The following is a 25795-nucleotide window of genomic DNA, read 5'->3' as shown; positions in this document are numbered from 1 at the left end:
AGTGGCGTTTCGCGCGTTTACCCAAGCCACAGCTCAATAACAGCCGTGGCATTTGGGTGCAGGTCGGCTCCCCCGATCACGTCGACGGTGTCGACGCCCCGGTCCCCGGGTGCCTTGCGTCCGCTCCCCAGCTCGCCAGCAGCCGCAGCGCCTCCGCCGACGCGGAGCCCGGCTCCGCGTGGTAGGTGACCAGGGCCTGCTCCCCGTCGTCGGCCAGGCGGAACGTCTCGAAGGACAGGGTCAGTTCGCCGACCAGCGGGTGCCGCATGCGTTTGACGCCGTAGCTCTTCTCCTTGACGTCGTGCGCCGCCCACAGCCGCCGGAACTCCTCGCTCTTGACCGACAACTCGCCGACCAGGGCGGACAGCCGCGGGTCGTCCGGACGGCAGCCGGCGTCCATGCGCAGGTAGGCGACCATGTCGGCCGCCTTCTTCTCCCAGTCCAGATACAGGTCGCGGTACTCCGGGTTCAGGAACACCAGCCGCGCCCAGTTGCGCTCCTGCGCCGGCAGCCGGGCCCAGTCGCCGAAGAGGGCGGCGGCCATCCGGTTCCACGCGAGGATGTCCGAGCGGCGCCCGACGACGTACGCCGGGACGCCGTCCATCGCGTCCAGCAGGTGCCGCAGCGCCGGCCGCACCTGCTGGGTCCGTGCCACCGGCTTCTTCTTGTGCTGCTTGGGCTTGGCCAGGTGCACCAGATGCGCGTGCTCGGCGTCCGTCAGCCGCAGCGCGCGGGCGATCGAGTCGAGCACCTCCGCCGACACGTTGCGCCCGTTGCCCTGCTCCAGGCGGGTGTAGTACGCCACCGACACCCCGGCGAGCTGCGCCAGCTCCTCGCGGCGCAGCCCGGGCACCCGGCGGTGCCGGGCGAAGTCGGGCAGCCCGACGTCCCCGGGCTTGAGCCGGGCGCGCCGGGTGCGCAGGAACTCGCTGAGCTCGGCTCGGCGGTCCAGTCCTGCGCCGGGCTCCTGCGGGGTGTCGGGCGGTAGGTCCATACGCTCCAGTATTCACGGTCGTACGCCCGCGAACCTGACCCCGCCAGTGGTAGGAACAGCGGTCGTACGCAAAGCCGTGACCTGGGTGAATGCTCCGGGACGGGGCACGCTGGTAGCCGTGCCCGGACGGAAGGCAGCCGGGCACGCACCCTTCGCTAGGAGAACCCCCGGCATGACCACTGTTGCTGCGTACGCCGCCCCCGCCGCCAAGGCTCCGCTGGAGCGCACCACCATCGAGCGGCGTCCGGTCGGCGAGTTCGACGTCCTGATCGACATCAAGTTCGCGGGCATCTGCCACTCCGACATCCACCAGGCCCAGGAGGGCTGGGGCGAGGCGATCTTCCCGATGGTCCCGGGCCACGAGATCGCCGGCGTGGTCGCCGAGGTCGGCGCCGGCGTGACGAAGTTCCAGGTCGGCGACCGGGTGGGCGTCGGCTGCATGGTCGGCTCCTGCCGCGAGTGCGAGAACTGCAAGGCGGGCCGGGAGCAGTACTGCGTCCAGGGCAACGTCCCGACGTACAACGGCATCGGCAAGGACGGCGAGCCGACGTACGGCGGCTACTCGCAGAAGATCGTCGTCGACGAGAACTACGTCGTGCGGATCCCCGACGGCCTGTCCCTGGACGTGGCCGCCCCGCTGCTGTGCGCCGGTATCACGCTCTACTCCCCGCTCAAGCGCTGGCAGGCCGGTCCCGGCAAGAAGGTCGCCATCGTCGGCCTGGGCGGCCTCGGCCACATGGGCGTGAAGATCGCGCACGCGCTGGGCGCCGAGGTGACCGTGCTGTCGCAGTCCCTGCGCAAGAAGGACGACGGCCTCAAGCTGGGCGCCGACCACTACTACGCCACCAGCGACCCGAAGACCTTCGAGGAGCTGCGGGGCACCTTCGACCTGATCGTGTCGACGGTGTCGGCCCCGCTGGACTTCAACGCCTACCTGTCGCTGCTGAAGACGGAGGGCGCCCTGGTGAACGTGGGCGCCCCGGAGGAGCCCGTGTCCCTCAACCTCTTCTCGGTGATCGGCGGCGGCAAGACGCTCGCCGGTTCCATGATCGGCGGCATCGCGGAGACCCAGGAGATGCTGGACTTCTGCGCCGAGCACGGCATCGGCGCGGAGATCGAGCTGATCGCGGCCTCCGAGATCAACACGGCGTACGAGCGGGTCATCGGCAGCGATGTGCGGTACCGGTTCGTGATCGACACCGCGACGATCTGACCGCCGGCATCCTCGGGGCCCCGGCCGTGTGCCGGGGCCCCGGCGTGGTGCCCACGTCCTCGATGGCCCGCCGTATGGTGGTGACGAGGGTCACACCTGGGGGTGCCGTCATGACCGTGCAGCTCAACCACACCATCGTCGCCGCGCACGACCGGCACGCCTCGGCCCGTTTCCTCGCCGACCTCCTCGGCCTCGAGGTCCGCCCGCCCTACGGCCCGTTCGTCCCGGTCGAGGTCCCCAACGGCGTGACCCTCGACTACATGGAGACGCCCGGCGCCATCACGCCGCAGCACTACGCGTTCCTGGTCTCGGAGGACGAGTTCGACCAGATCTTCGCCCGCATCCGGCAAGCGGGCCTGACCTACTGGGCGGACCCCTTCCACACCCGCCCCGGCGAGATCAACCACAACGACGGCGGCCGCGGCGCGTACTTCGACGACCCCAACGGGCACCGCCTGGAGATCCTCACCCGGCCGTACGGCAGCGGAAGCTGACCGGGCGCCTCAGTCCATCGGCCCCGCCTCCGGCGACGGCTCGCTGAGCTGTTCGCGCACGTAGTTCCAGACCACCGCGATCAGCGCGGCGACCGGCACGGCGAGCAGACTGCCCACGATGCCGGCCAGACTGCCGCCCAGCGTCACCGCCAGCAGGACCACGGCCGCGTGGAGGCCGAGCCCACGGCTCTGGATCATGGGCTGGAAGACGTTCCCCTCCAGCTGCTGCACCACCACGATGATCGCCAGCACGATCAGCGCGTCCGTCAGGCCGTTGGAGACCAGCGCGATGAGAACGGCGACGAAACCGGCGAAGAGGGCGCCGACGATGGGCACGAACGCGGAGACGAAGGTCAGCACCGCCAGCGGCAGGACCAGCGGGACACCGAGGATCCACAGGCCCAGGCCGATGAGGACGGCGTCGAGCAGGCCGACCGCCGCCTGGGAGCGTACGAACGCCCCCAGCGTCTCCCAGCCGCGCGCGGCGACGGCCGGGACGTCGGTGGCGAGCCGGCCGGGCAGCTGACGGGCCAGCCAGGGCAGGAACCGTGGTCCGTCCTTGAGGAAGAAGAACATCAGGAACAGGGCTAGGACGGCGGTGACCAGGCCGTTCACCACGGTGCTCACGCCCGTGACGACAGCGCCCACCGCGCTGCCCAGACCGTCCTGGGCGCGCGAGACCGCGCTGTCGAAGGCCTTGTTGATCTGGGCGTCACCGATGTTCAACGGCGGCCCGGCGGCCCACTCGCGCACCTTCTGGATGCCGTCGATGACGCCGTCGGTCAGCTCGCCGGACTGGGACGCCACCGGGACGGCGATCAGCGCCACGACACCCAGGCCGACGAGGAGGAAGGCCACCGTCACGGCCGACGCGGCGAGCGCCGGCCGCCAGCCGCGGCGCCGCAGGAAACGCGTTGGCGGCCAGGTCAGCGTGGTCAGCAGCAGGCCGATCACCAGCGGCCACACGACCGACCACATCCGGCCCAGCAGCCACAGCGCCACCGCAGCCATCAGGCCGACGAGCAGCAACTCCACGCAGACGCGTGCCGAGGTACGCAGCGCGGCGCGGGCTTTCGCGGAACTCAGCGTGGCAGTCACGCAGGCACCTTATGCGGACTCGGACGCCACGGGAATCACGGCCGGGGCAGGCGTTGACCCTGTCCGGCCGTCGTGCGCACAATCTGCGGACCGGCCACACGCCCGCCGGCGACCATGGAGGGGGACCATGTCCGCAGATCGCGAGCGTGGCCGGACGCTCGCCGCCGTCGCGCGCAACCCCGCGGCGCCGGCCGAGGTGCTGACCCGGCTGCTGTGCGAGGAAGCCGTCGCGGCCTGGGACGAGATCGCCTGGCGTCCCCTGCCGGACGAGGTGGTCGACGCCGTGGTCACGCACCCCGACCGCAGGCTGCGGACAGCGTTCGCGGCGAACCCCGCGGTGACGGCGCACCAGCGCGCCCGGCTCGCGGACGATCCCGACCCACGGGTCCGCCATGCCCTGGCCCTCGGACCGGAGTGGTTCCGCGTCCCCGTGACGCCCCTGCCCCTGTCCGTCCAGCGGCGCCTGCTCGCGGATCCGGAACCGCGAGTCCGCCGGAGCGCGGCCCACTGCCGCCACACGGCCGGGAACCTGGTCGCCGAACTCGCCGGTCACCACGACGCGGACCTTCGGCGGGCAGCCTGCCGCCACTGGGCCCTGCTCTCCGAGGACACCCGCCGCCGTCTGCTCCACGACACCGATGACCAGGTACGCCAGGCGGCCATGAGGGAAGCCTGCCGTGAGGACGCGCGCTGCACCGACCTCCTTCTCGACGCGGGAATGGGCCGTTTCGACAGGCAGGAGGTGATCCGGTACGGCGCCATGAACACGGCGACCGCCGAACGGCTCGCAGCGAGCACCGAGGAGGAGGACCGGCGCGAGCTGGCGGCCAATCTCCACGTCCCCATCGACCTCGTCCGGCGGCTGGCCGACGACGAGGCACACAGCGTCCGGCTGGCGGTGTCGGTCAGACCCGAACTGACGGAGACAGAACGCACCGCCATCGACGTCACCGTCCGCCCGTCCGACCGGCTGCCTCCCGTCGAATGGGTGCGCCTGTGCACCGATCCCGACGTCCTGCGCCGGTGCGCCGCGTCGGCCCACACCCTGCTGCGGCGCAGCGCGGCCTGCAGCAGCCACCTGCCGGCCGACGCCATCGACCTGCTCTCCAGGGACGACGACTACGCGGTGCGACTCCTGCTGTGCGAGAACCAGCCGGCCGTCGACGGTGAGGTGGTGCTGCAGACCTACCTGGACTGCCAGGTCATCACCAAGGGGGCGCTGCTGGACCACCCCAACTTCCCCGGAGCGGGCGCCGCGCAGCGCTTCGCCGACGACCCCGATCCGGAGAAACGACGGCTGGTGGGGCTCGACGCCGAAGCGCCCGCGGACGTCGTGGTCCGCTTGCTCGACGACCCCGACGAGGGTGTGCGTGCCATGGCCGCCGCGCACCCCGCGCTGCCCGTCGATCTGATCCTGCGCAGCTGCGCGCACCCGGAGACCTCCTGCCACGCCCTCGGCAACCCGGGCCTTCCCGTGGACGTCATGCACCGCTATCTGGACGAGGCAGGCGTTCCCCGCTGACGCGGGCCCGGCCTACTCCTGCGGGGTCTGGGGCGCCGCGGCGACACCGACCGGGCAGGACACCCCGGTCCCGCCCAGCCCGCAGTACCCCGCCGGGTTCTTGTCCAGGTACTGCTGGTGGTACGCCTCCGCCGGGTAGAAGGGGCGGTCCTTCGCCGGGAGGATCTCGGTGGTGATCGCGCCGTAGCCGGAGGACGTGAGGACCTTCTGGTAGGCCTCGCGGGAGGCGCGGGCGGTGGCTTCCTGCTCGGGGGTGTGGGTGTAGACCGCCGAGCGGTACTGCGTGCCGACGTCGTTGCCCTGCCGGAAGCCCTGCGTGGGGTCGTGGGACTCCCAGAAGGTCTTCAGCAGACGGTCGTACGAGATCACCTCGGGGTCGTAGACCACCCGGACCACCTCGGTGTGGCCGGTCAGGCCCGAGCAGACCTCCTCGTACGTGGGGTTCTCCGTGTAGCCGCCCTGGTAGCCGACCAGGGTCGTCCAGACCCCGGCCGGGAGCTGCCAGAACTTGCGCTCGGCGCCCCAGAAGCAGCCCAGGCCGAAGTCGGCGATCTGCAGGCCCTCGGGGTAGGGGCCGAGCAGCGGGTTGCCGAGGACGGTGTGGCGGTCGGGGACCGGGAACGCCGGCTTCGGGCGGCCGGGCAGCGCCTGCTCGGGGGTCGGCAGCTGGGGCGAACGGCTGTGCAGGAACATGCGGTCTCCAATCGGGGGGACGCCGACCTCGGGGCGACGCTCCTTTCAACGTGCGGGGGGCGGCGGCCATTCCGGCGGTGGCGGGGGGCTCGCTCGCCGGGGCCGGCGGGCGGTGCCGGCGGAGCCTTGTTCGCCGGGGCCGGCGGGCCGTGCCGGCGGGGCCTCGTTCGCCGGTGCCGGGCGGGCCGGGCCGTCCGGAGAGGGTGCGGGCCGGTCTCAGCGCGGCAGGCTCGCCGGGCTGCCGCCGTTCGCCTCGAAGCCGGCCACCGCGAGGGCCCGGTAGACCGCGAACTCCGCCGCCGGGTCGGCCGACAGGGTCCACGGCAGGGCGCCGACGTGGCCGTCGATGTGTATGAGCTGCTGCATGGCCTCCGCCCAGCGCTCGCTGCGCACCAGGAAGAACACCAGCATGTGGCGCACGTGCGCCAGCATCGGGTCGTCGGGGCGGGCCGAGTGCACCGCGTGCAGCGCGCCGTGGATCGCCTTCGTGACGACCTCGCTCTGCCAGAAGCCGCTCACCAGCGTCACCTCGGGCAGGTGCTCGAACACCGCGAACAGCGGCATCGCCGCCAGCAGCGAGCCCTGCGGTGCGCGGGCCGCCGCGGCCTCCGCGAACTGGTACGCCAGCTGCCGCGAGCCGTGCCACTTCTCGCACCAGTAGTGCAGCGCCGCCAGGTGCGCGCCCATGTGGTTCGGGGCGCGGTCCAGGATCTTCAGCCAGAGCTGCTCGAACTCCTTCTGGGAGTAGGCCAGTCCGCGGGCCACCGACAGCTCGACGATGTACGGGATCGGGTCACCGGGGGCCAGCAGCGCCGCCTCGCCGCACGCCGCCTTCGCCTCCTCCATGATGATCCGGAACTCGTCCGTGCCGGGCGTCGCCGTCCGCCACGCCTGCTGCACCAGGAACTCGGCGTGCACCGCGGCGCCGCCCGCGTCCTTGGGCTGCTCGGTGCGCCACACCCGCAGCCACTGCCCGCCCGGCGTCTCGCTCACCCCGCCCGGCCGCTGCGCGAGCTCCAGCGAGGCCGCGCCGGCGAAGGCCTGCACGCGCTGCCAGCGCACCTCGCCCTCCGCCTCCGTACCGGCGAGGAGCTGCTGCGCCGCGCGGTAGTCCTGGGTGCGCTGCACCACGTCCAGGACGTCCAGCAAGTCCTGGTCGGGGCCGGGCATCCGGATGTCCAGCTCCTCCTCGCGGACGAAGCCGTAGTTCGCCGGGTCCGCGGCGTCCGGGTGGTCGGGCGACACCAGCCCGATCGCGCTGCGCCCGCGGCGCAGGAACGGAAGCAGCACGAAGCCCAGCATGACCAGTGCCATCAGGACCCAGAGAATCTCCATGTCCCAAGCGAACCAGACCGCGCCGACACTTGGCCAACCTGGGCGCCGGACCTGTGGAAAACTCCCGCTGAGCCGGTCAGCGGGGACCGCCGGCGGCAGGTCGTCCGTCCGTCCGCACAACGGCCGGGGCCCGCCCCCGGTTCCCGCCGCCCGCCAAATCCTCCACCGGCGCACTACCCTCGGTGCGCATGAGCGACAGGCACATCAGTCAGCACTTCGAGACGCTCGCGATTCACGCGGGCAACACCGCCGACCCCCTGACCGGCGCGGTCGTCCCGCCGATCTACCAGGTCTCGACCTACAAGCAGGACGGCGTCGGCGGCCTGCGCGGCGGTTACGAGTACAGCCGCAGCGCCAACCCGACCCGCTCCGCGCTGGAGGAGAACCTCGCCGCGCTGGAGGGCGGCCGCCGCGGCCTGGCCTTCGCCTCCGGACTGGCGGCCGAGGACTGCCTGTTGCGGACGCTGCTCAGCCCCGGCGACCACGTGGTGATCCCCAACGACGCGTACGGCGGCACGTTCCGCCTCTTCGCCAAGGTCGTCGCCCGCTGGGGCGTGGAGTGGTCGGTCGCCGACACCGGCGATCCCGCCGCGGTACGGGCCGCCCTCACCCCGAAGACCAAGGTCGTGTGGGTGGAGACGCCCTCCAACCCGCTGCTCGGCATCACCGACATCGCCGCCGTCGCTCAGGTCGCCCGGGAGGGGGGCGCCCGCCTCGTCGTCGACAACACCTTCGCCACGCCCTACCTCCAGCAGCCGCTCTCGCTCGGCGCGGACGTCGTCGTGCACTCCCTGACCAAGTACATGGGCGGCCACTCCGACGTGGTCGGCGGCGCGCTGATCACCAGCGACCCCGACCTGGGCGAGGAGCTCGCCTTCCACCAGAACGCGATGGGCGCCGTCGCCGGGCCCTTCGACTCCTGGCTGGTGCTGCGCGGCACCAAGACCCTCGCGGTGCGCATGGACCGGCACAGTGAGAACGCCGCCAAGATCGCCGACATGCTCACCCGGCACGCGCGGGTGACCAGCGTGCTGTACCCGGGGCTGCCCGAGCACCCCGGTCACGAGGTCGCCGCCAAGCAGATGAAGGCGTTCGGCGGCATGGTCTCCTTCCGCGTCGAGGGCGGCGAGGCGGCGGCCGTCGAGGTCTGCAACCGCGCCAAGGTGTTCACCCTCGGCGAGTCCCTGGGCGGCGTCGAGTCGCTGATCGAGCACCCCGGCCGCATGACGCACGCCTCCGCGGCCGGTTCCGCCCTGGAGGTCCCCGGCGACCTGGTGCGCCTGTCCGTGGGCATCGAGAACGTGGACGACCTCCTGGAGGACCTCCGGCAGGCGCTCGGCTAGCACCCGCCTCCGGCGGCCGGCCCAGGGCGAGGGCCGGCCGCCGGCATCGGTCAGTTTCGGAGAAGCGCGCACGCCGGAGCGCGCCTAGCCTGGCCGTCATGGACATCACCATCCACACGACCAGCCTCCCGCACGTCGACCCGGACGAGTCCCTCGCCTTCTACCGCGACGTCCTCGGCTTCGAGGTCCGCAGCGACGTGGGGCAGGGCAAGATGCGCTGGATCACGGTGGGCCCGGCCGGGCAGCCCGACACGTCGATCCTCCTGGCGCCCCCGGCCGCCGACCCCGGCATCACCGAGGACGAGCGCCGCACCGTCCTGGAGATGATGGCCAAGGGCACCTACGGCTGGATCCTGCTGGCCACCCGGGACCTCGACGGCGTCTTCGACAAGGTCCAGGCCCGCAACGCCGAGGTCGTCCAGGAGCCGGCCGAGCAGCCGTACGGCATCCGCGACTGCGCGTTCCGCGACCCCGCGGGCAACCTGATCCGCATCCAGCAGATCCGCTGAACCGGCGGCGAGTGCCGCACGCCCGTATCGCCCCGTCCGGACGGCAAGGAGGTCCCATGTGTCACCCCGCGTGGGCGCGCGCACGCGCCGCGCAGCAGCGGCTGGCCGACCTGGCACGACTGCGCCGCGTGCGCGACCGGATCGAGCGTGAGTACGCGCGTCCGCTGGACGTCGAGGCGCTCGCCCGGGGCGTGGACATGGCCGCCGGGGACCTCAGCCGCCAGTTCCGCCTGGCGTACGGCGAGTCGCCGTACGCGTACGTGACGCGGCGTCGCAGGGAGCGGGCCGCGGCACCGCTGCGGGCGGCCGCCTCGCCGCCCGGCGCGCACGCGGAGCCGCTCCCGAGGTGATCACGGCGGTCCGGAAGGGCTCACCAGCCGGTCAGCGGGGGAGTGGTGTCCGAGGGCGGCTCCACCCAGGGGCGGGCGGTCAGGGCCCAGACCACGAACGCGACGGACGCCGCGAGCATCAGCAGCCACATCAGGCGCCGGGCGAGCGTCCTGCGCCGCAGCATGCGCCCGCCACGGCGGACCGCCTCCGCGTACAGTTCGGGCGGCACGGGCGGCGGCGCCTGCTCCAGCATGTGCCGCACGGTGGCCTCGCGATCGGGTGGCCTCACCTCCGCCTCCCCTCGCCTGCCCGCGCGCGGGCCCCTCGCCCGTACGGCGGCCTCATGACGGCACCGCCTTCGCCACCGGCGCCGCCGCCGGTGCCGGGCCGCGCGGCGGACGCAGCAGCGTCGTCACCGCCCGGTGGCAGACGGCCCGGACGCGGTCCGGGGAGGTGCCGAGCAGCGCCGCCGTCTGCTCCTCGGCGACCCCCTCGTACAGGCGCAGCACCACGATCAGGCGCTCCTGCGGGCTGAGGCGGGCCAGGACGCCCGCGGGGCGGGCGCGGCCCGGGTGGGGGAGGCGGTGGTGCCACGCGCCGCGCGCGAAGCGGACGGCCAGGTACCTGCGGGCCAGGTCGTAGGGATCCTCGCCGCGCATCCGGTCCCAGCACGCGTACGTGTGCGCGAGGGCCAGGGCCAGCAGGTGCCGGGCGCGCGGGTTGTCGTCGGGGGGCTCCGCGGTGAGCAGCGTGGCGGTGTGCAGCAGCCGTCCGCCCGCACCCGCGACGAACACCTCGAACTCCCGGTCGCGGCGGGCGCCCCGGGACGCATGCCGTTGTCGCACCGCGCCTCCCCACTGAGGGCGACCCTGAGGATGCCGGCCCGGCCGCGCGACGCAGCGGGGCCCGGTCTCATATCAGGCCAGTGGGGGCCCTTCGGTCAAGAGCCGGGCACGGACTGGGCCTCCGGCCCCGGGACGCCCTGGGCCGACATCCGGGCCGACAGGGCGCTGTTGAAGCGCGTGAGGAGCGCGCAGAACGCCTCCCGCTCCTCCGGCGCCCAGTCGTGGGTCAGCTCGGCCATCAACTGCCTCCGCGAGGAGCGCACTTCCTCCAGCCGCGTCTGTCCGCGGGGGGAGAGCTGGAGCACCACCGCCCGCCCGTCCTCCGGGTGCGAGGTGCGCTTGACCAGTCCGGTGTCGACGAGCGGAGCGACCTGCCGCGTGACCGTGGAGGAGTCGATCCCCATGCTCGCGGCGAGCGCCTTGACGCCCATCGGGCCTTCCTTGTCGAGGCGGTTGAGCAGCAGGTACGCGGCACGGTCCATGGAGTTGCGCACCTGCCCGACGCCGCCGAGCCGGGTCTGTTCGGCACGGCGGGCGAAGACCGCCACCTCGTGCTGCAGCGTGTCGAGGAGACCGGGGTCACCGACGGTCGTCATGTCCATCGACATGTCGGGGGTTGTGGGCATGGCCGAGGGCTCACTTCGTGGAGGGCTGGCGGAACGGGGACGATGATTGGGGGACAGAGTACGCGTCCCGCGCGCGGGCCGTACCGACGCTGCGCAAAGCGAATCCCGGACGTTGGTCACAACGGCCCGTCCGGTCTGTGAACTGCGATGCTTGAGTCATGAGCTACAGCACGGCCGACTCCTCGCGGCCCGTCACCCTCGACGACGTGCGCGGTGCGCAGAAGATGCTCTCCGGGGTGGCACGGGTGACCGCGATGGAGGGCAGCAGGTACCTGTCCCAGCTGGTCGGTGCGCCGGTGCACCTCAAGTGCGAGAACCTCCAGCGCACCGGGTCGTTCAAGCTGCGCGGCGCGTACGTCCGGATCGCCGGGCTGCTGCCCGAGGAGCGCGCGGCCGGGGTCGTCGCCGCGAGCGCCGGCAACCACGCGCAGGGCGTCGCCCTGGCGTCCGCGCTGCTCGGCGTGCGTGCCACGGTGTTCATGCCGAAGGGCGCCCCGCTGCCGAAGATCAGTGCCACGCGGGACTACGGCGCCGAGGTACGGCTGCACGGCCAGGTGGTCGACGAGACGCTGGCCGCGGCCCAGGAGTACGCGGCGCGGACGGGCGCGGTGTTCATCCACCCCTTCGACCACCCCGACATCATCGCCGGGCAGGGCACGGTGGGCCTGGAGATCCTGGAGCAGTGCCCGGAGGCGCGCACGGTCGTGGTCGGGATCGGCGGCGGCGGGCTCGCCGCCGGGATCGCGGTCGCCGTGAAGGCGCTGCGGCCGGACCTGCGGATCGTGGGCGTGCAGGCGGAGGGCGCGGCGGCGTACCCGCCCTCGCTGGCGGCCGGGCGCCCGGTGTCCCTGCAGAACCCGGCGACGATGGCGGACGGCATCAGGGTCGGCCGCCCCGGGGACGTGCCGTTCGGGATCGTCGGTGACCTGGTGGACGAGGTCCGCACGGTCAGCGAGGACGAGCTGTCCGCCGCCTTGCTGCTGATGCTGGAGCGGGCCAAGCTGGTCGTCGAGCCGGCCGGGGTCAGCCCGGTCGCGGCCCTGCTGAGCGAGCCCGGGGCCTTCGAGGGCCCGGTCGTCGCGGTGCTGTCGGGCGGCAACGTCGACCCGGTGCTGATGCAGCGGGTGCTGCGGCACGGCATGGCCGCGCAGGGCCGCTACCTGGCGGTGCGGCTGCGGCTGACGGACCGGCCGGGCGCCCTCGCGACGCTCCTCGGGGTGTTGTCGGGGGCCGACGCCAACGTCCTGGATGTGAGCCACGTACGGACCGATCCCCGGCTCGGGTTCACGGAGGCGGAGGTCGAACTGCACCTGGAGACGAAGGGCCCGGTCCACTGCGCCGAGGTCAACCAGGCTCTGCGCGACGCCGGTTACACGGTCATCGACTGACGGCCGGCAAGGCGCCGGGACGCTCGTGACCCCTGGCCCGCCACGCCGGGAAAAATCGATTGCGAGACGCGATACATCGCGTTATGGTTCGTTGGTGTCGCAAGACGTGTGTGCATGGCCACCCCATCCCCGACGACGTGGAGACTCATATGCCAGGCGCCATCTATGCCGAAGGTCTGGGGAAGACCTTCGGTGACGTAAGGGCTCTGGACGGCGTCGATCTCGATGTCCCCGAAGGCACGGTGCTGGGTCTGCTCGGGCCGAATGGCGCGGGCAAGACCACCACGGTCCGCTGCCTGACCACTCTGCTGCGGCCCGACAGCGGCAGGGCGGTCGTCGCGGGCATCGACGTGCTGAAGCACCCCGACGCCGTGCGCCGCTCCATCGGCCTGTCCGGCCAGTTCGCGGCGGTCGACGAGTATCTGACCGGCCGCGAGAACCTCCAGATGGTCGGGCAGCTGTACCAGATGAGGGCCAGGGCGGCGAAGGCGCGCGCGGCCGAACTGCTCGAGCAGTTCCACCTCACCGAAGCCGCCGACCGCCCCACCAAGACCTACTCGGGCGGCATGCGCCGCCGGCTCGACCTCGCCGCCGCCCTGGTCGTCTCGCCGCCCGTGATGTTCATGGACGAGCCGACCACCGGCCTGGACCCGCGCAACCGCCAGCAGCTGTGGGAGGTCATCAAGCAGCTCGTCTCGGGCGGTACGACGCTGCTGCTGACCACCCAGTACCTGGAGGAGGCCGACCACCTGGCACACGACATCGCGGTCGTCGACCAGGGCCGGGTCATCGCCAAGGGCACCTCCGACCAGCTCAAGGCCCGCACCGGCGGCGAGCGGGTCGAGGTCGTGGTGCACGAGCGCGAGCACATCCAGCCCGCCTCCGAGGTCCTGCGCGGCTTCGGCAAGGGCGAGACCACGGTCGAGGAGCACATGCGCAAACTCACCGTGCCCGTGACGGGCGGCGCCAAGCTGCTCGCCGAGGTCATCCGCGAGCTGGACGCCCGCGGTATCGAGATCGACGACATCGGCCTGCGCCGGCCGACGCTCGATGACGTCTTCCTGTCCCTCACCGGACACCTGGCCGAGATCAAGGACGAGGAGGCCGCCAAGTGAGCGCCGTCACCGACACCGTGCCGGGCACGCGGCCCGGCAACCCGGTCAGCCAGTCCGTCCGTGACTCGCTGGTGGTCGCCAAGCGCAATCTGATCCGGATGTCCCGCATCCCGGAAATGGTCATCTTCGGGCTGATCCAGCCCATCATGTTCGTGGTGCTGTTCAGCTACGTGTTCGGCGGGTCCATGAACATCGGCGGCAGCACGCAGCCCTCGGTCTACCGCGAGTTCCTGATGGCCGGCATCTTCGCGCAGACCGTCACCTTCGCCACCGCCGGAGCGGGCGCGGGCATCGCCGACGACATGCACAAGGGGCTGATCGACCGCTTCCGCTCCCTGCCGATGGCCCGCGGCGCCGTGCTCACCGGCCGCACCCTGGCCGACCTGGTGCAGACCGCGCTCACGCTGTTCGTGCTGGCCCTGGTGGCCCTGCTGGTCGGCTGGCGCACCCACACCACCATCGGCGAGGTGCTCGGCGCCTTCGGCCTGCTGCTCCTGACCGGCTACGCGTTCACCTGGATCGGCGCGGTGATCGGCCTGTCCGTCCGCACCCCCGAGGCGGCCACCTCGGGCGGACTGATCTGGCTGTTCCCCGTCACCTTCATCTCCAACGCGTTCGTGGACTCGCAGCGCATGACGCCCTGGCTACGGCACATCGCCGAGTGGAACCCGTTCAGCGCCACGGTGCAGGCCTGCCGGGAGCTGTTCGGGAACCCCGGGGTCTCACCCTCCGACGCCTGGCCCATGCAGCACCCGGTGTGGGCGTCACTGATCTACTCGGTGCTGATCATCGCCGTGTTCCGGACCCTCGCGGTACGCAAGTACCGCTCGGCCACCGCATGACGAGACCCCCGGCGCCGTACCGGGCGCCGGGGGCCGTCAAGGGCGTGGGGGCCGGGGTCAGCCGTTGTAGGGCTCGGCCTTGAGGATCCGCACGGAGGCCTTCTTGCCGTTCGGCAGCTCGTACTCGGCGTCCTCGCCGACCTTGTGGCCGATCACGCCGGAACCCAGCGGGGACTGCGGCGAGTAGGTCTCGATGTCGGCGCTGGCGTACTCGCGGGAGGCGAGCAGGAAGGTCAGCGTGTCGTCCTCGTCGCCGTCGAAGGCGATGGTCACGACCATGCCGGGGGCCACCGCGCCGTCGGCGGCCGGCGGCTCACCGACCTTGGCGGTCTCGAGGAGCTGGGTCAGCTGGCGCACACGGAGCTCCTGCTTGCCCTGCTCCTCCTTGGCCGCGTGGTACCCGCCGTTCTCACGCAGGTCGCCCTCCTCGCGCGCGGCGGCGATCTTCGCGGAGATCTCCGCGCGCGCGGGACCAGTAAGGTACTCAAGCTCAGCCTTGAGCTTGTTGTACGCCTCCTGGGTCAGCCAGGTGACGTTCTCGCTGGTCTGGGTCACAGGTGCTCCTCGTAGGTACTGGGAAGACAAAGCATCGCCCTACCCAGAAGCATGTTCCTTCATGGATGGGCGAAACCACGAGCCTAACAATTCAGGGGCGCAAGGGGGAGGACATAAGCCATAAGAATCACGTCAACGCAGGTCAGCGGATACGTATTCCCGGTGATGTCCGGATCGCGTCAGTCGGCGTGACAGCCCAGCAGCTCGGCCGTGGTGCCCGGCGCGGTGGTGCGCAGGGTGACCACCTTGTCGACGCGGGTGGCGTCCTCGTCGAAGCGGAAGTCCGCCCGGCCCACCTCGTCGCCGTCCTCGGCCTGGGACCGCACAGTGCAGTAGCCCCGGGCGCCGGCGTCCTTGCGGACCTCCAGACGGACTTTCACCGCGTCCTTGGAGGCGTCGAAACTGATCACCTCGCCGCTGATCTTGCTCTGGCCGACGTAGTGATAGCCGAACCAGCCGATCACCGCGAGCAGGACCACCGCCAGGACGCCGCCGACGACCTTGAGCGTCCGGTCGGCACGCTCGTCCGAGGAACGGCCGTAGCGGCCCTCGGGCGGCCGCGTGCTCACCGTACTCATGATCGTCCTCTCCACCAGGGCGGGACGGGAGTCCCGGAAGGGGCGCCGAAGCCGGGCTCCGGAATTATTCCGCCCCCGATTCGGTCACTATAGAAGCCGCCGATTGCGCCGAGGCACACAGGGCGCCGACCGACTTGAGGATTGAGTCTTGACTGACCAGTTGCGACTGATGGCCGTCCACGCCCACCCCGACGACGAGTCGAGCAAGGGCGCGGCCACCATGGCGAAGTACGTGTCCGAGGGGGTGGACGTGCTGGTGGTGACCTGCACGGGCGGGGAACGCGGCTCCATCCTCAACCCCAAGCTCCAGGGGGACAAGTACATCGAGGAGCACATCCACGAGGTACGCAAGAAGGAGATGGACGAGGCCCGGGAGATCCTCGGCGTCAAGCAGGAGTGGCTCGGCTTCGTCGACTCCGGCCTGCCCGAGGGCGACCCGCTGCCGCCGCTGCCGGAGGGCTGCTTCGCCCTCGAGGACGTCGACACCGCGGCCGGCGAGCTGGTGAAGAAGATCCGCGCCTTCCGTCCCCAGGTGATCACCACCTACGACGAGAACGGCGGCTACCCGCACCCCGACCACATCATGACCCACAAGATCTCGATGGTGGCGTTCGAGGGCGCGGCGGACACCGAGAAGTACCCGGAGGACGAGTTCGGCCCGGCGTACCAGCCGCTGAAGCTGTACTACAACCAGGGCTTCAACCGCCCCCGCACCGAGGCGCTGCACAAGGCGCTGGTGGAGCGCGGCCTGGAGTCGCCGTACGGGGAGTGGCTCAAGCGCTGGGACGAGTCCGGCCACAAGGACCGCACGCTCACCACGCACATCCCGTGCGCCGACTTCTTCGAGATCCGCGACAAGGCACTGATCGCACACGCCACCCAGATCGACCCCGACGGGGGCTGGTTCCGTGTGCCGATGGAGATCCAGAAGGAGGTCTGGCCGACGGAGGAGTACGAGCTGGCGAAGTCGCTGGTGGACACCTCCCTGCCGGAGGACGACCTCTTCGCGGGCATCCGGTAGGCCCTGCCGGACAAAGCCGGACAGCCCTGGGGGACAATGCCTGACATGAGCGCAAGCGCGAGCCTGGCACTGACACACCTCGTCACCCTCGCCGAGGTCGACGAGGACAAGGTCACCCCCGGCGTCCTCGGCTTCATCGTCTTCGCGGCGATGGCCCTGGCGGTGTGGGGCCTGATGAAGTCCATGAACCGGCACATGAGCCGGGTTGACTTCACCCAGGTCCCGGACCCGAAGGAGGCACCGGCGGAGCCCGAGACGGCCGAGGTGCCCGGCCGGGACAAGCCGCAGCAGGGCTGACACCACCACGGGCGGCGCGCCGCAACGGTGAGCCGACGGCGCGCGCCCCCTGGACCCGCGCCGCCACGCGTGGTCCTCGGCGTGTGCCACTACGCGCGGACCCTGCGTGGGTCGGCACGCGCGGTTCCCGGTGCGTGCCGCTCCGCGCGGTTTCCGGCGTTTGCCGCGACGGGTGGCGTCCAGCGTGCGCCCGCCACGCGCGGCGACGCCACTCCGCCCGGTCCTCGGCGTCGGCCGTCATGCGCGGTCCTCGCGCGTACCGCTCCGCGCGGTTCTCGGCGTTTGCCGCTACACGCGGCGCTCTGTGCCATCCCGGGGGCTCTCGGCGCGTGCCACCACGCATGGCGCTCAGCGTGCGCCACCCCGCCCGGTCCTCGGCGTGTGCCGCCACGCGTGGTTCTCGGCGTCGGCCGTCATGCGCGGTTCTCGGCTCTTGCCACTCCGCGGGGCGCCCAGCGTGTGCCACTACGCCGGACCCGGCGTGTGCCACTGCGCGCGGACCCGTGCGTCGGGTGGGCACGCGTGGTTCTCGGCGGGTGCCGCTGCGCGCGGCGCTCAGCGTAAGCCTCGGCCTCAGTGCTGCGGCGTCACCGGTACGCCCATGACCTCCCTTGCATGACGGTCCGGCACCATTCGCAGGCGCCACGCCTGCCAGCCGTCCTCCAGTCGCACCCCCCGCTCCAGCAGCAGCTGGTACGCCTCGAGGTAGTCGTCGAGCTTCTCGTCGCGCAGCGGATGCCCGGTGCGGGCCAGCTCGGCCAGCTCCTGCTGTGCCACCGCCGTACCGACCTCGACACCGCCGGCGGCCGCGTACGGCAGCAGGGTGCAGCGCAGGAAACGGGCCCAGTCCTCGCCTCGGCGGTCACCGTAGGAGGTGAACAGGCCGATCGCCTCGTCGCACAGGGTCAGTGCCTGGGCCGTGCGGGCGTTGCCCGCGTCGACGACCGCGAGCTCCAGGCACGTCCACGCCTCCCCGTGGGCCACCCCGATGCGCTGGAAGTCGGCGCGGGCGTCGACCAGGAGCTGGCGGGCGAAGCCGGAGTTGCGCAGCGAGCCGGTCTGGGCGGCGCGCTGGTCGCGCGTGGCCCGGGCCGAGTGGTGGCGGGCGCAGGCCAGGCCGTACACGTCGCGCATGCGGGAGAACATCGTGCGGGCGCGCTCCAGCTCGCGGACCGCCTGGTCCAGGTCGCCCGTCTCCTCCAGGGCCTGGCCCAGGTAGTACAGCGTCCAGGCCTCGCCGCGGGCGTCCTCGTTCTCGCGGTGCCGGGCCGCGGCCCGGCGCAGCTGCTCCACCGCCGGGGAGGCGTCCCCGGCGACCAGCCGGGCCCGGGCCAGCTGGGTCAGCGCCCACGCCTCGCCACGGGCGTCCCGGGTACGGCCGTACAGGTCCAGGGCCGCGCGCAGCTCCGACTCGGCGCGCGGCACGTCGCCCATGCGCAGGCCCAGCTGGCCGAGCTGGAAGTGCGCCCAGGCCTGGCCGTGCAGGGACTCGCCCGCCCGGTGCAGGACCAGGGACTCGGTGAGCAGCTGAAGCGCCTCGGCCACATGGGCCCGGTCCCGCTCGACGGCCGCCAGGGCGTGCAGGGTCCAGGCGCGGTCCGTGGCCAGCTCGGGCCCGGCCTGCAGGGCCAGGGCCTCGCGGAGTCTGGCCGCCGCCTCGGTGAGGTTGCCCTGGTGGTGCAGGGTGATGCCCAGCGAGCACAGCGCCCGGGCCGCGCCCGCGTCGTGCTGGGCCTCGCGGTACAGGTCGACCACCGAGGTCAGCGTCGTACGGGCCTTGTCCAGCTCGCCGAGCTGCCGGGCCGCGATGCCCGTGCGCCACTGCACGGAGCGGATCAGCAGGCCCTGGTCCACCGACTGGGCCAGTTCGCTGATCTCTCCCAGCCGGTACAGGTCGCCGCGCAGCAGGCAGTAGTCGCACAGCGCGCCCAGCAGGTTCAGCACGGCCGCCTGGTCGACGCCCTCGGCGTGCCGCAGGGTCGCGGTGATGAAGCTCGACTCGTCGTCCAGCCAGCGCAGCGCCTCGTCCAGGGAGGTGAAGCCGTGCGGGCTGAAGCGGTCCGAGCGGGTCGAGACGTGCCCGTCGACCAGGCGCAGCACCGAGTCGGCGAGCTCGGCGTAGGCCATGATCAGCCGTTCCTGCGCCGCCGTGCGCTCCGCCGGGTCCTCCTCGTCGTGCAGCCGGGCCAGGGCGAAGCCGCGCACCAGGTCGTGGAGGCGGTAGCGGTCACCGCGGACATGGTCGATCAGGCCGGCGCGGGACAGGGTCACCAGGTGGCGGGTGGCCTCCGCCTCGTCGGTGGCCAGCAGGGCCGCCGCCGCTGCCGCGCCCAGCGAGGCCCGGCCGGCCAGCGCGAGGCGGCGCAGCAGCCGCCGTACGGGCTCCGGCTGGTCGGTGTAGCGCAGCCACAGGGCGCGTTCGACCGGGTCGACGGGGCCGTACGCGCCCAGGTCGGTGGCCAGGGCGCGCGGCGAGCGCGGGCCCAGCGACGAGCCCGCGACGCGCAGCGCCAGCGGCAGCCCGCCGCACAACTCCCGGATGCGCTCGGCGGACTCGGCGTCGTACGGCTCCGAGGAGTCCTGCGAGGCCGCGGCCAGCAGCTCTTCCGCGCCCGCCGCGTCCAGCGGGGCGACCGGCAGCCGGTGCACCCGGGCGGGCAGGTCCGCGCCGAGCTCCAGCGGCTCCCGGGCGGTCACCAGGACCAGGCTGTCGGACCGCTCCGGGATCAGGGCCCGGACCTGCGCGGGGTCCGAGGCGTCGTCCAGGACGATCGTCACCGGCAGGCCGGCCAAGTGCTGGTGGTACAGCTCGCTGAGCCGTTTGACCTGCTGGTCGGGGGAGGAACGCTCGCGGAACAGCAGCTGTTCGCGGGGCGCGCCGAGCCGGTTGAGCAGGTGCAGCAGGGCCTCGCGGGTGGACAGCGGAGCCTCGCCCGGGCTGTCGCCGCGCAGGTCGACCACGCAGGCACCGCGGAAGTAGTCCTTCAGGTCGTGGGCGGCGCGCACCGCCAGGGTGGTACGGCCGCTGCCGGGCGCCCCGTGCAGCACGACCACCGTCGGCCGGGTCTGCGTACCGGCGCGGGCCGCCTGCACCCACTGCCGGATGCGGGCCATCTCCTGCCGCCGTCCGGCGAACGGACCCGCCGCCTGCGGCAGCTGCCCGAACGACTGCTCCAGCACACTGCGCCCCCGGGCCGCCGCGCTCTTGTCCACGCCCTTCAGCCGCGGCCCGGGCTTCTTCGGCCCGGTGGACGCGGCCAGCACCCGCTGCTGGTCGAGGAACGGGCGGATGCCCCGGACCTCCAGGGCCGTCAGCCACTGGAGTCTGAGCTGCTCGGGCCCGCCGGGCTGGCTGACCGCACCGGCCCGGTGGTGGGCCGCGGGCAGGTGCGAGCCGACGACCTTCACCACCGTCGCGGCGGCGGCCACGACCCCCACCGTCACACCGGCCCCCAGCGCCGTGCCCACGCCCGTGCCGAGTGCCACGTCGGCCACCGTCGCGGCGACCGCCGCGACCCCGGCCACCAGCAGCGGCGTCCCGGCGCCCTCCCGGGCGTAGCGCTGGCGGAAGGTGAGCTGCCCGGCCTCCGCCTCGTCCAGGGCCCGGACGTAGGTGTCGTACTCCTCCGCGGCCGTCGCCGCGATCGCCTCCAGTGCCCCGCGCGCCCGGGCCAGCAGCACGTTGCCGTCGGTGCGCCCGCCCGTGCGGCGCACCTCCTCCTCCACGGCGCGCGCCAGCAGCCGCTCCGCCTCCGCCCGATGACTGTCCCGCATGTCACGTCCCCCTCCGCGGCAACGGCCTTGCCCGCTCGTCTCCTTGGTCATCAGTGTGCTGCCGTCGCGGCGCGGTGGGGAGAGGGCCGGGGTGCGGGGTGTGTGCTGTCCGGCGTCTCAAGGGGTACTGCGGCAGGATGGACACCATGCCGAACCGACTGGCGCACGAGACGTCCCCGTATCTCCTCCAGCACGCCGACAACCCCGTCGACTGGTGGCCCTGGTCGCCGGAGGCCTTCGAGGAGGCGCGGAAGCGGAACGTGCCCGTGCTGCTCAGCGTCGGTTACTCGAGTTGTCACTGGTGCCATGTGATGGCGCACGAGTCGTTCGAGGACCGGGAGACGGCCGACTACCTCAACGCGCACTTCGTGAGCGTCAAGGTCGACCGCGAGGAGCGGCCCGACGTGGACGCCGTGTACATGGAGGCCGTGCAGGCGGCGACCGGGCACGGCGGCTGGCCCATGACCGTGTTCCTCACCCCGGACGCCGAGCCGTTCTACTTCGGTACGTACTTCCCGCCCGCGCCCCGGCACGGCATGCCCTCCTTCCGGCAGGTGCTCCAGGGCGTGCACGCGGCCTGGACGGACCGGCGCGAGGAGGTCACCGAGGTCGCCGGGAAGATCGTGCGGGACCTGGCCGGGCGGGAGATCTCCTACGGGGACACCAAGGTCCCCGGCGAGCAGGAGCTGGCGCAGGCGCTGCTCGGGCTGACCCGGGAGTACGACCCGCAGCGCGGCGGGTTCGGCGGGGCGCCGAAGTTCCCGCCGTCCATGGTGATCGAGTTCCTGCTGCGCCACCACGCCCGCACCGGGGCCGAGGGCGCGCTGCAGATGGCCCAGGACACCTGCGAGCGGATGGCCCGGGGCGGGATCTACGACCAGCTCGGCGGCGGGTTCGCCCGCTACTCCGTCGACCGCGACTGGGTCGTGCCGCACTTCGAGAAGATGCTGTACGACAACGCCCTGCTGTGCCGCGTGTACGCCCACCTGTGGCGGTCCACCGGCTCCGAGCTCGCCCGGCGCGTGGCGCTGGAGACCGCCGACTTCATGGTGCGCGAACTGCGCACCGAGCAGGGCGGGTTCGCCTCCGCGCTGGACGCCGACAGCGACGACGGGACCGGCAGGCACGTCGAGGGCGCCTTCTACGTGTGGACCCCCGAGCAGCTGCGCGAGGTGCTCGGCGACGCCGACGCCGAGCTCGCCGCCCGCTACTTCGGCGTCACCGAGGAGGGCACCTTCGAACACGGCTCCTCCGTCCTGCAACTGCCGCAGCGGGAGGAGGTCTTCGACGCCGAGCGGATCGAGTCCGTCAAAGCCCGCCTGTTCGAGGCCCGTTCCCGGCGTCCCGCGCCCGGCCGGGACGACAAGGTCGTCGCCGCCTGGAACGGGCTGGCGATCGCCGCGCTCGCCGAGACCGGCGCCTACTTCGACCGGCCCGACCTCGTGGAGGCCGCCCGCGCCGCCGCCGACCTGCTCGTACGGCTGCACCTGGACGAGCACGCCCGGCTCGCGCGCACCAGCAAGGACGGCCGGGCCGGGGCGCATGCGGGGGTGCTGGAGGACTACGCCGACGTGGCGGAGGGCTTCCTGGCGCTGGCGTCCGTCACCGGGGAGGGCGTGTGGCTGGACTTCGCCGGGCTGCTCCTCGACCACGTCCTCGAACGCTTCGCCGACCCGGACTCCGGCGCGCTGTACGACACCGCCGCCGACGCCGAGACGCTGATCCGCCGCCCGCAGGACCCGACCGACAACGCCACCCCGTCCGGCTGGAGCGCCGCCGCCGGAGCGCTGCTGAGCTATGCCGCCCACACCGGCTCCGAGCCGCACCGCACCGCCGCCGAGAAGGCCCTCGGCGTCGTCAGGGCGCTCGGTCCGCGGGTGCCCCGCTTCACCGGCTGGGGGCTCGCGGTCGCCGAGGCGCTGCTGGACGGCCCCCGTGAGGTGGCGGTGGTCGGGCCGTCGCCGGCGGACGAGAGCACCCGGCTGCTGCACCGTACGGCCCTTCTGGCCACGGCCCCGGGTGCGGTCGTGGCGGTCGGCGTGCCGGACGGCGACGAGTTCCCGCTGCTCGCGGACCGCCCGCTGGTGGGCGGTGAACCGGCCGCGTACGTCTGCCGGAACTTCACCTGTGACGCGCCGGCGACCGCGCCCGACCGGCTGCGCGCGGCGCTGACGAGGTAGGAGGCGTCAGCCGCGCTGCGCGTACCCGGCGAGGGCGCGCTCCACGATGGCCACCAGCTGCTCGTGGTGCGCGCCCTTCCAGTAGGCCCGCCCGCACGCCCGGCACTGCGCGAACACGTCGTACGTGCGGTGTGTGCCCTGTTCGAGCTGGTCGGCGACCTCCTCCTTGGTGGCCTGCCGCAGCAGTCCGTTGCAGGCGGTGCAGCGGGTCCACGGGCGCAGCTCGGGCTGGAACCGGTCCAGGACGTCGCGCAGCTGCTCCTCGGGCCGGGTGCTGTAGACGAACCCGCCCGCCCACAGCTCACGGCGGCGCAGCAGGCCCCGGTCGCGGCTGAGCATCACCCGCTTCTCGGCCGCGGAGCGGGCGGCCAGCGCCGGGTCGCCGATGTCGGTCGACTCGTACGACGTGTCCACGCCGAGCAGGCGCAGCCGGCGGGCGAGGGTGCCCAGGTGGACGTCGAGCAGGAACCGCAGGGGAGCGCCGGGCACCCGCTGGGGCCGTGTGACGGCTCGTACGGTCACCGACTCGCCGGCCGCCGGCACGTGCGAGGCCGGTACCTCGCGGCCGTCCACGAGCAGCGTGCCGACCTCGGTCAGCGGGACGCCGAGCGACTCGATGACGTGACCGAGGGTGGAGACACCGTCGGTGGCGGCCCGGACGGTGCCGGCCCGGCGGGCCTGGGGGACGAACAGGTGCAGCTCGGGGGCGAACTCGACGTGGATCTCGGGACCGTTGCTCACCCGGTCAGGATGTCACGGGGCAGGGCCGGGGCATCAGGCGTTTCTCGCGGGGAGTCCGTGTTCGATGACGTCCAGGGCACGGTCGACCAGGTCGGCCAGGTCACCCTCGTGGCCGTGCTCGGCCCAGTACAGACAGGCTTCCAGCAGACCGCCCATGAGCGACATGGCGAGCACCCGCACCTCCAGGCTGTCCGGGGATCGTCCGCTGCGTTCCGCGACGGCGCGGCCCAGCAGCCGGCCGGTGACCGACATGCTCTCCATCATCCGGGAGCGCACGGCCGGAACCTCGGCCATCAGCCGCCACCGCAGCCGGGTGATCTCGGGTTCCTCGTCGGTGGCGTACCCGACGGCCCTGCGCAGCACATACCGCAGCGAGTCCGTCCAGGGCTCGTCGGCGGGCCGGTCGCGCAGCTCCTGGAGCATGAGTTCGTCGTACTCGTCCGTGAGGACGATGTCCTCCTTGGTGGGGAAGTAGCGGAAGACGGTGGACGGCGACACCTCGGCGCGCTCGGCGATCTGCTCGATCGTCGTGGCGTCGTACCCCTGCTCCCGCACCAGCGCGTAGGTGGCGGCGCGGATCGCCTCACGCGTCTTGATCTTCTTGCGCTCGCGCAGGCCCAGCTGGGGACGGCCGGTGGGGGGAGAGGTACGTGCCGGGGTCATGGAGGTCATTGTCGGGCATCGGTCCTGGCGGTCGCCACGGCCGGTGCGGGGGCGGCGGCGCGCCGCCGCCGGGTCGGCGTGCCCGGCAGGAACGCCACGGCGAGCAGCGCGGAGAGCAGCGCGGCGACGCCGCACACCAGCAGGACCAGGACCATGCCGTGCACGTACGCGGCGTTCGCGGAGGCGGCGAGGCGGGCGGAGCCCGCCTGCTCGGCGACCAGGTGCGCCGCGACGACGGACTCCCCGGCGGTGCCGGCCGCCGGTTCGGGCAGCCCGGTGACGTCGAGGCGGGCGCGGAAGGCACCCGCCAGCAGGCTGCCCAGCAGGGCGATGCCGAGCGCGCCGCCGACCTGGCGCAGGGTCATCAGCAGCCCCGAACCGCTGCCGGCCCGGTCGCGGGGGAGGGCGGCGATCGCGCCGTCCATCGCCGGTACGACCGCGAAGCCGAAGCCCGCCCCGGCGACCGTCAGCCACAGCGCGGTGAAGCCGTAACCGGAGTCCACCGTCGTACGGCTGCCCAGGAACGCGGCGAAGGCCAGCACCACCAGGCCCGCGGTCACCACCGCGCGGGCCCCGAGCCGGGCGACGACCGGCTGGGCGGCCTTCGCCGCGACGACCAGACCGGCCATCATCGGCAGCAGCCGCAGCCCGGTGCCGAGGGCGTCGTGGCCGAGGACGGCCTGGAGGTAGGGCGGCAGCACGAACAGCAGGCCGGACAGGACGAACATCACCAGGGTCGCGGCGAGCGTGCTGACCAGGAAGCCGCGGTGGGCGAGCAGCGCCATGTCCAGCATGGGCCGCACCGCCCGGCGTTCCCGCAGCACCAGCGCGGTCATCAGGCACAGGGAGCCGCCGAGCATCCCGAGGATCAGCGGGTCGGCCCAGCCGCGGCCGGGCGCCTCGATGACCGCGTAGATGAGGGCGCTGAAGCCGGCGGCCGTGAGGGTGGTGGAGACGGCGTCGACCCTGGGTGAGGCCGGGTCCCTGGTCTCGGGCAGCAGCAGGAGGCAGGCGGCGATGCCGAGGACGGCCATGGGCACGTTGACGAGGAAGACCGAGCCCCACCAGAAGTGGTCCAGCAGCCAGCCTCCGATGATCGGCCCGAGCGGCATGCCGAGCGCCGAGGCGGCCGCGATGACGCCGACGGCCTTGGTGCGCTCCTCGGCGCCGAAGAGCGAGGGCAGCACGGACAGCGAGAGCGGGGTGACCAGGGCGCCGCCGACGCCCATCACGGTCCGGGCGGCCACGACCCAGGTCACGCCCCCGGCCAGGGCACCGAGGAGTGACCCGGCGAGGAACACCGCGAGCCCGGCCACCAGCATCAGCCGCCGTCCGAACCGGTCGCCGAGCAGCCCGGCCGGGAGCATGAGCGCCGCGAACACGACCACGTACGCGTCCGCCATCCACTGCTGCTCCCCGGTGCTCGCACCGAGCTGCTCCGCCATCGTCGGCAGGGCCACGTTGAGGATCGTCATGTCGAAACCGAGCACCAGCATGCTCGCGACCAGGGCGGAGAGGGCCCACCAGCGGCGCGGGTCGCGGTGTTCACCGGTCGACGGAGTGAGAGTAACCATGAAAAGAGAGTAGCTCTCAAAAACAACTCACTGTCAACGTAGGGGATTCCGGGCGCACGAAAAAG

Annotated in this window: 24 protein-coding genes and 1 pseudogene; 12 read left to right on the top strand and 13 right to left on the bottom strand. The window is 72.7% G+C overall.

Features of this window, described 5'->3' with window-relative positions:
• Positions 1-76: 76 nt before the first annotated feature.
• Entirely contained in the window at positions 77-994 is a 918-nt protein-coding gene (locus AB0K80_RS06430; protein WP_365666407.1) for a helix-turn-helix transcriptional regulator, read from the bottom strand.
• A gap of 172 nt (positions 995-1166) precedes the next feature.
• Between AB0K80_RS06430 and AB0K80_RS06425 the strand changes: the two genes are divergently transcribed.
• Together AB0K80_RS06425 and AB0K80_RS06420 are read left to right on the top strand one after the other, a co-directional pair.
• Positions 1167-2207 (top strand): NAD(P)-dependent alcohol dehydrogenase, encoded by a 1041-nt coding sequence (locus AB0K80_RS06425; protein WP_365666405.1) that lies wholly within the window; start codon positions 1167-1169, stop codon positions 2205-2207.
• 110 nt (positions 2208-2317) lie between these two features.
• The gene (locus tag AB0K80_RS06420; RefSeq protein WP_365666403.1) at positions 2318-2701 is read left to right on the top strand and encodes a VOC family protein; all 384 of its coding nucleotides are present in this window, start codon (positions 2318-2320) and stop codon (positions 2699-2701) included.
• A 9-nt stretch (positions 2702-2710) separates the two neighbouring features.
• Here the strand turns inward: AB0K80_RS06420 and AB0K80_RS06415 are convergent, their stop codons facing one another.
• Positions 2711-3799 carry an AI-2E family transporter gene (locus AB0K80_RS06415; protein WP_365666401.1) on the bottom strand — a complete coding sequence of 363 codons (1089 nt, stop codon included), beginning with the start codon at positions 3797-3799 and terminating at the stop codon, positions 2711-2713.
• 127 nt (positions 3800-3926) lie between these two features.
• Here AB0K80_RS06415 and AB0K80_RS06410 point away from each other — a divergent pair, with 127 nt between their 5' ends.
• Positions 3927-5321 (top strand): hypothetical protein, encoded by a 1395-nt coding sequence (locus tag AB0K80_RS06410; RefSeq protein ID WP_365666400.1) that lies wholly within the window; start codon positions 3927-3929, stop codon positions 5319-5321.
• 12 nt (positions 5322-5333) lie between these two features.
• Here the strand turns inward: AB0K80_RS06410 and msrA are convergent, their stop codons facing one another.
• Together msrA and AB0K80_RS06400 are read right to left on the bottom strand one after the other, a co-directional pair.
• A complete protein-coding gene (gene msrA, locus AB0K80_RS06405; RefSeq protein ID WP_365666398.1) occupies positions 5334-6014 on the bottom strand; it encodes a peptide-methionine (S)-S-oxide reductase MsrA in 681 nt (226 codons plus the stop codon).
• Positions 6015-6230: 216 nt separating this feature from the next.
• Entirely contained in the window at positions 6231-7349 is a 1119-nt protein-coding gene (locus tag AB0K80_RS06400) for a hypothetical protein (RefSeq protein ID WP_365666396.1), read from the bottom strand.
• A 188-nt stretch (positions 7350-7537) separates the two neighbouring features.
• Here AB0K80_RS06400 and AB0K80_RS06395 point away from each other — a divergent pair, with 188 nt between their 5' ends.
• The 3 genes and pseudogenes from AB0K80_RS06395 to AB0K80_RS06385 all read left to right on the top strand — a co-directional run.
• A complete protein-coding gene (locus tag AB0K80_RS06395) occupies positions 7538-8692 on the top strand; it encodes a cystathionine gamma-synthase (RefSeq protein ID WP_365666394.1) in 1155 nt (384 codons plus the stop codon).
• 98 nt (positions 8693-8790) lie between these two features.
• On the top strand, positions 8791-9201 hold the full coding sequence (locus AB0K80_RS06390; protein WP_365666393.1) for a VOC family protein: 411 nt from the start codon (positions 8791-8793) through the stop codon (positions 9199-9201).
• A 56-nt stretch (positions 9202-9257) separates the two neighbouring features.
• Positions 9258-9503, top strand: a pseudogene (locus tag AB0K80_RS06385) (AraC family transcriptional regulator); the annotation flags it as partial.
• A 68-nt stretch (positions 9504-9571) separates the two neighbouring features.
• Here the strand turns inward: AB0K80_RS06385 and AB0K80_RS06380 are convergent.
• The 3 genes from AB0K80_RS06380 to AB0K80_RS06370 form a co-directional block, all read right to left on the bottom strand.
• Entirely contained in the window at positions 9572-9820 is a 249-nt protein-coding gene (locus AB0K80_RS06380) for a hypothetical protein (RefSeq protein ID WP_365666391.1), read from the bottom strand.
• 52 nt (positions 9821-9872) lie between these two features.
• Positions 9873-10376: a sigma factor-like helix-turn-helix DNA-binding protein gene (locus AB0K80_RS06375; protein ID WP_365666389.1), complete on the bottom strand. Its 504-nt coding sequence runs from the start codon at positions 10374-10376 to the stop codon at positions 9873-9875.
• A gap of 95 nt (positions 10377-10471) precedes the next feature.
• The gene (locus tag AB0K80_RS06370) at positions 10472-10984 is read right to left on the bottom strand and encodes a MarR family transcriptional regulator (protein WP_365666612.1); all 513 of its coding nucleotides are present in this window, start codon (positions 10982-10984) and stop codon (positions 10472-10474) included.
• Between the two features lie 176 nt (positions 10985-11160).
• On the opposite strand from AB0K80_RS06370, the gene ilvA reads away from it, so the two are divergent.
• From ilvA to AB0K80_RS06355, 3 genes are all read left to right on the top strand, one after another.
• On the top strand, positions 11161-12390 hold the full coding sequence (ilvA, locus tag AB0K80_RS06365; RefSeq protein WP_365666387.1) for a threonine ammonia-lyase: 1230 nt from the start codon (positions 11161-11163) through the stop codon (positions 12388-12390).
• A 149-nt stretch (positions 12391-12539) separates the two neighbouring features.
• The gene (locus AB0K80_RS06360) at positions 12540-13505 is read left to right on the top strand and encodes an ATP-binding cassette domain-containing protein (protein WP_365666385.1); all 966 of its coding nucleotides are present in this window, start codon (positions 12540-12542) and stop codon (positions 13503-13505) included.
• Complete coding sequence (locus tag AB0K80_RS06355; protein ID WP_365666383.1) at positions 13502-14347, top strand: ABC transporter permease; 846 nt, start codon at positions 13502-13504, stop codon at positions 14345-14347. Before AB0K80_RS06360 ends, AB0K80_RS06355 begins: the two co-directional genes overlap by 4 nt.
• Positions 14348-14404: 57 nt before the next feature.
• On the opposite strand, the gene greA is transcribed toward AB0K80_RS06355, so the two are convergent.
• Positions 14405-14902 (bottom strand): transcription elongation factor GreA, encoded by a 498-nt coding sequence (gene greA / locus AB0K80_RS06350; RefSeq protein ID WP_365666382.1) that lies wholly within the window; start codon positions 14900-14902, stop codon positions 14405-14407.
• A 179-nt stretch (positions 14903-15081) separates the two neighbouring features.
• Positions 15082-15480 carry a DUF4307 domain-containing protein gene (locus tag AB0K80_RS06345; protein ID WP_365666380.1) on the bottom strand — a complete coding sequence of 133 codons (399 nt, stop codon included), beginning with the start codon at positions 15478-15480 and terminating at the stop codon, positions 15082-15084.
• 169 nt (positions 15481-15649) lie between these two features.
• On the opposite strand from AB0K80_RS06345, the gene mca reads away from it, so the two are divergent.
• Positions 15650-16501, top strand: coding sequence for a mycothiol conjugate amidase Mca (gene mca / locus AB0K80_RS06340; protein WP_365666610.1), 852 nt, complete (start codon positions 15650-15652; stop codon positions 16499-16501).
• Between the two features lie 36 nt (positions 16502-16537).
• A complete protein-coding gene (locus AB0K80_RS06335) occupies positions 16538-16798 on the top strand; it encodes a hypothetical protein (protein WP_365666378.1) in 261 nt (86 codons plus the stop codon).
• A gap of 573 nt (positions 16799-17371) precedes the next feature.
• Here AB0K80_RS06335 and AB0K80_RS06330 read toward each other — a convergent pair.
• The gene (locus AB0K80_RS06330; protein ID WP_365666376.1) at positions 17372-20572 is read right to left on the bottom strand and encodes a tetratricopeptide repeat protein; all 3201 of its coding nucleotides are present in this window, start codon (positions 20570-20572) and stop codon (positions 17372-17374) included.
• A 146-nt stretch (positions 20573-20718) separates the two neighbouring features.
• Between AB0K80_RS06330 and AB0K80_RS06325 the strand changes: the two genes are divergently transcribed.
• Entirely contained in the window at positions 20719-22752 is a 2034-nt protein-coding gene (locus tag AB0K80_RS06325) for a thioredoxin domain-containing protein (RefSeq protein ID WP_365666374.1), read from the top strand.
• Between the two features lie 6 nt (positions 22753-22758).
• On the opposite strand, the gene AB0K80_RS06320 is transcribed toward AB0K80_RS06325, so the two are convergent.
• The 3 genes from AB0K80_RS06320 to AB0K80_RS06310 are packed head-to-tail and all read right to left on the bottom strand — an operon-like array spanning position 22759 to position 25730.
• Positions 22759-23493 (bottom strand): Mut7-C RNAse domain-containing protein, encoded by a 735-nt coding sequence (locus AB0K80_RS06320; protein ID WP_365666372.1) that lies wholly within the window; start codon positions 23491-23493, stop codon positions 22759-22761.
• 33 nt (positions 23494-23526) lie between these two features.
• Positions 23527-24156 (bottom strand): TetR family transcriptional regulator, encoded by a 630-nt coding sequence (locus AB0K80_RS06315; protein ID WP_365666370.1) that lies wholly within the window; start codon positions 24154-24156, stop codon positions 23527-23529.
• Positions 24157-24161: 5 nt separating this feature from the next.
• Positions 24162-25730, bottom strand: coding sequence for an MFS transporter (locus AB0K80_RS06310; RefSeq protein ID WP_365666368.1), 1569 nt, complete (start codon positions 25728-25730; stop codon positions 24162-24164).
• Between the last annotated feature and the right edge of the window lie 65 nt (positions 25731-25795).

The sequence above is a fragment of the Streptomyces sp. NPDC052682 genome, from assembly GCF_040678435.1.
In the GTDB taxonomy this organism is placed as follows: Bacteria; Actinomycetota; Actinomycetes; order Streptomycetales; family Streptomycetaceae; genus Streptomyces.
The sequence above is the reverse complement of the archived record's forward strand: the minus strand, read 5'-3'. Positions and strand labels throughout refer to the sequence as shown.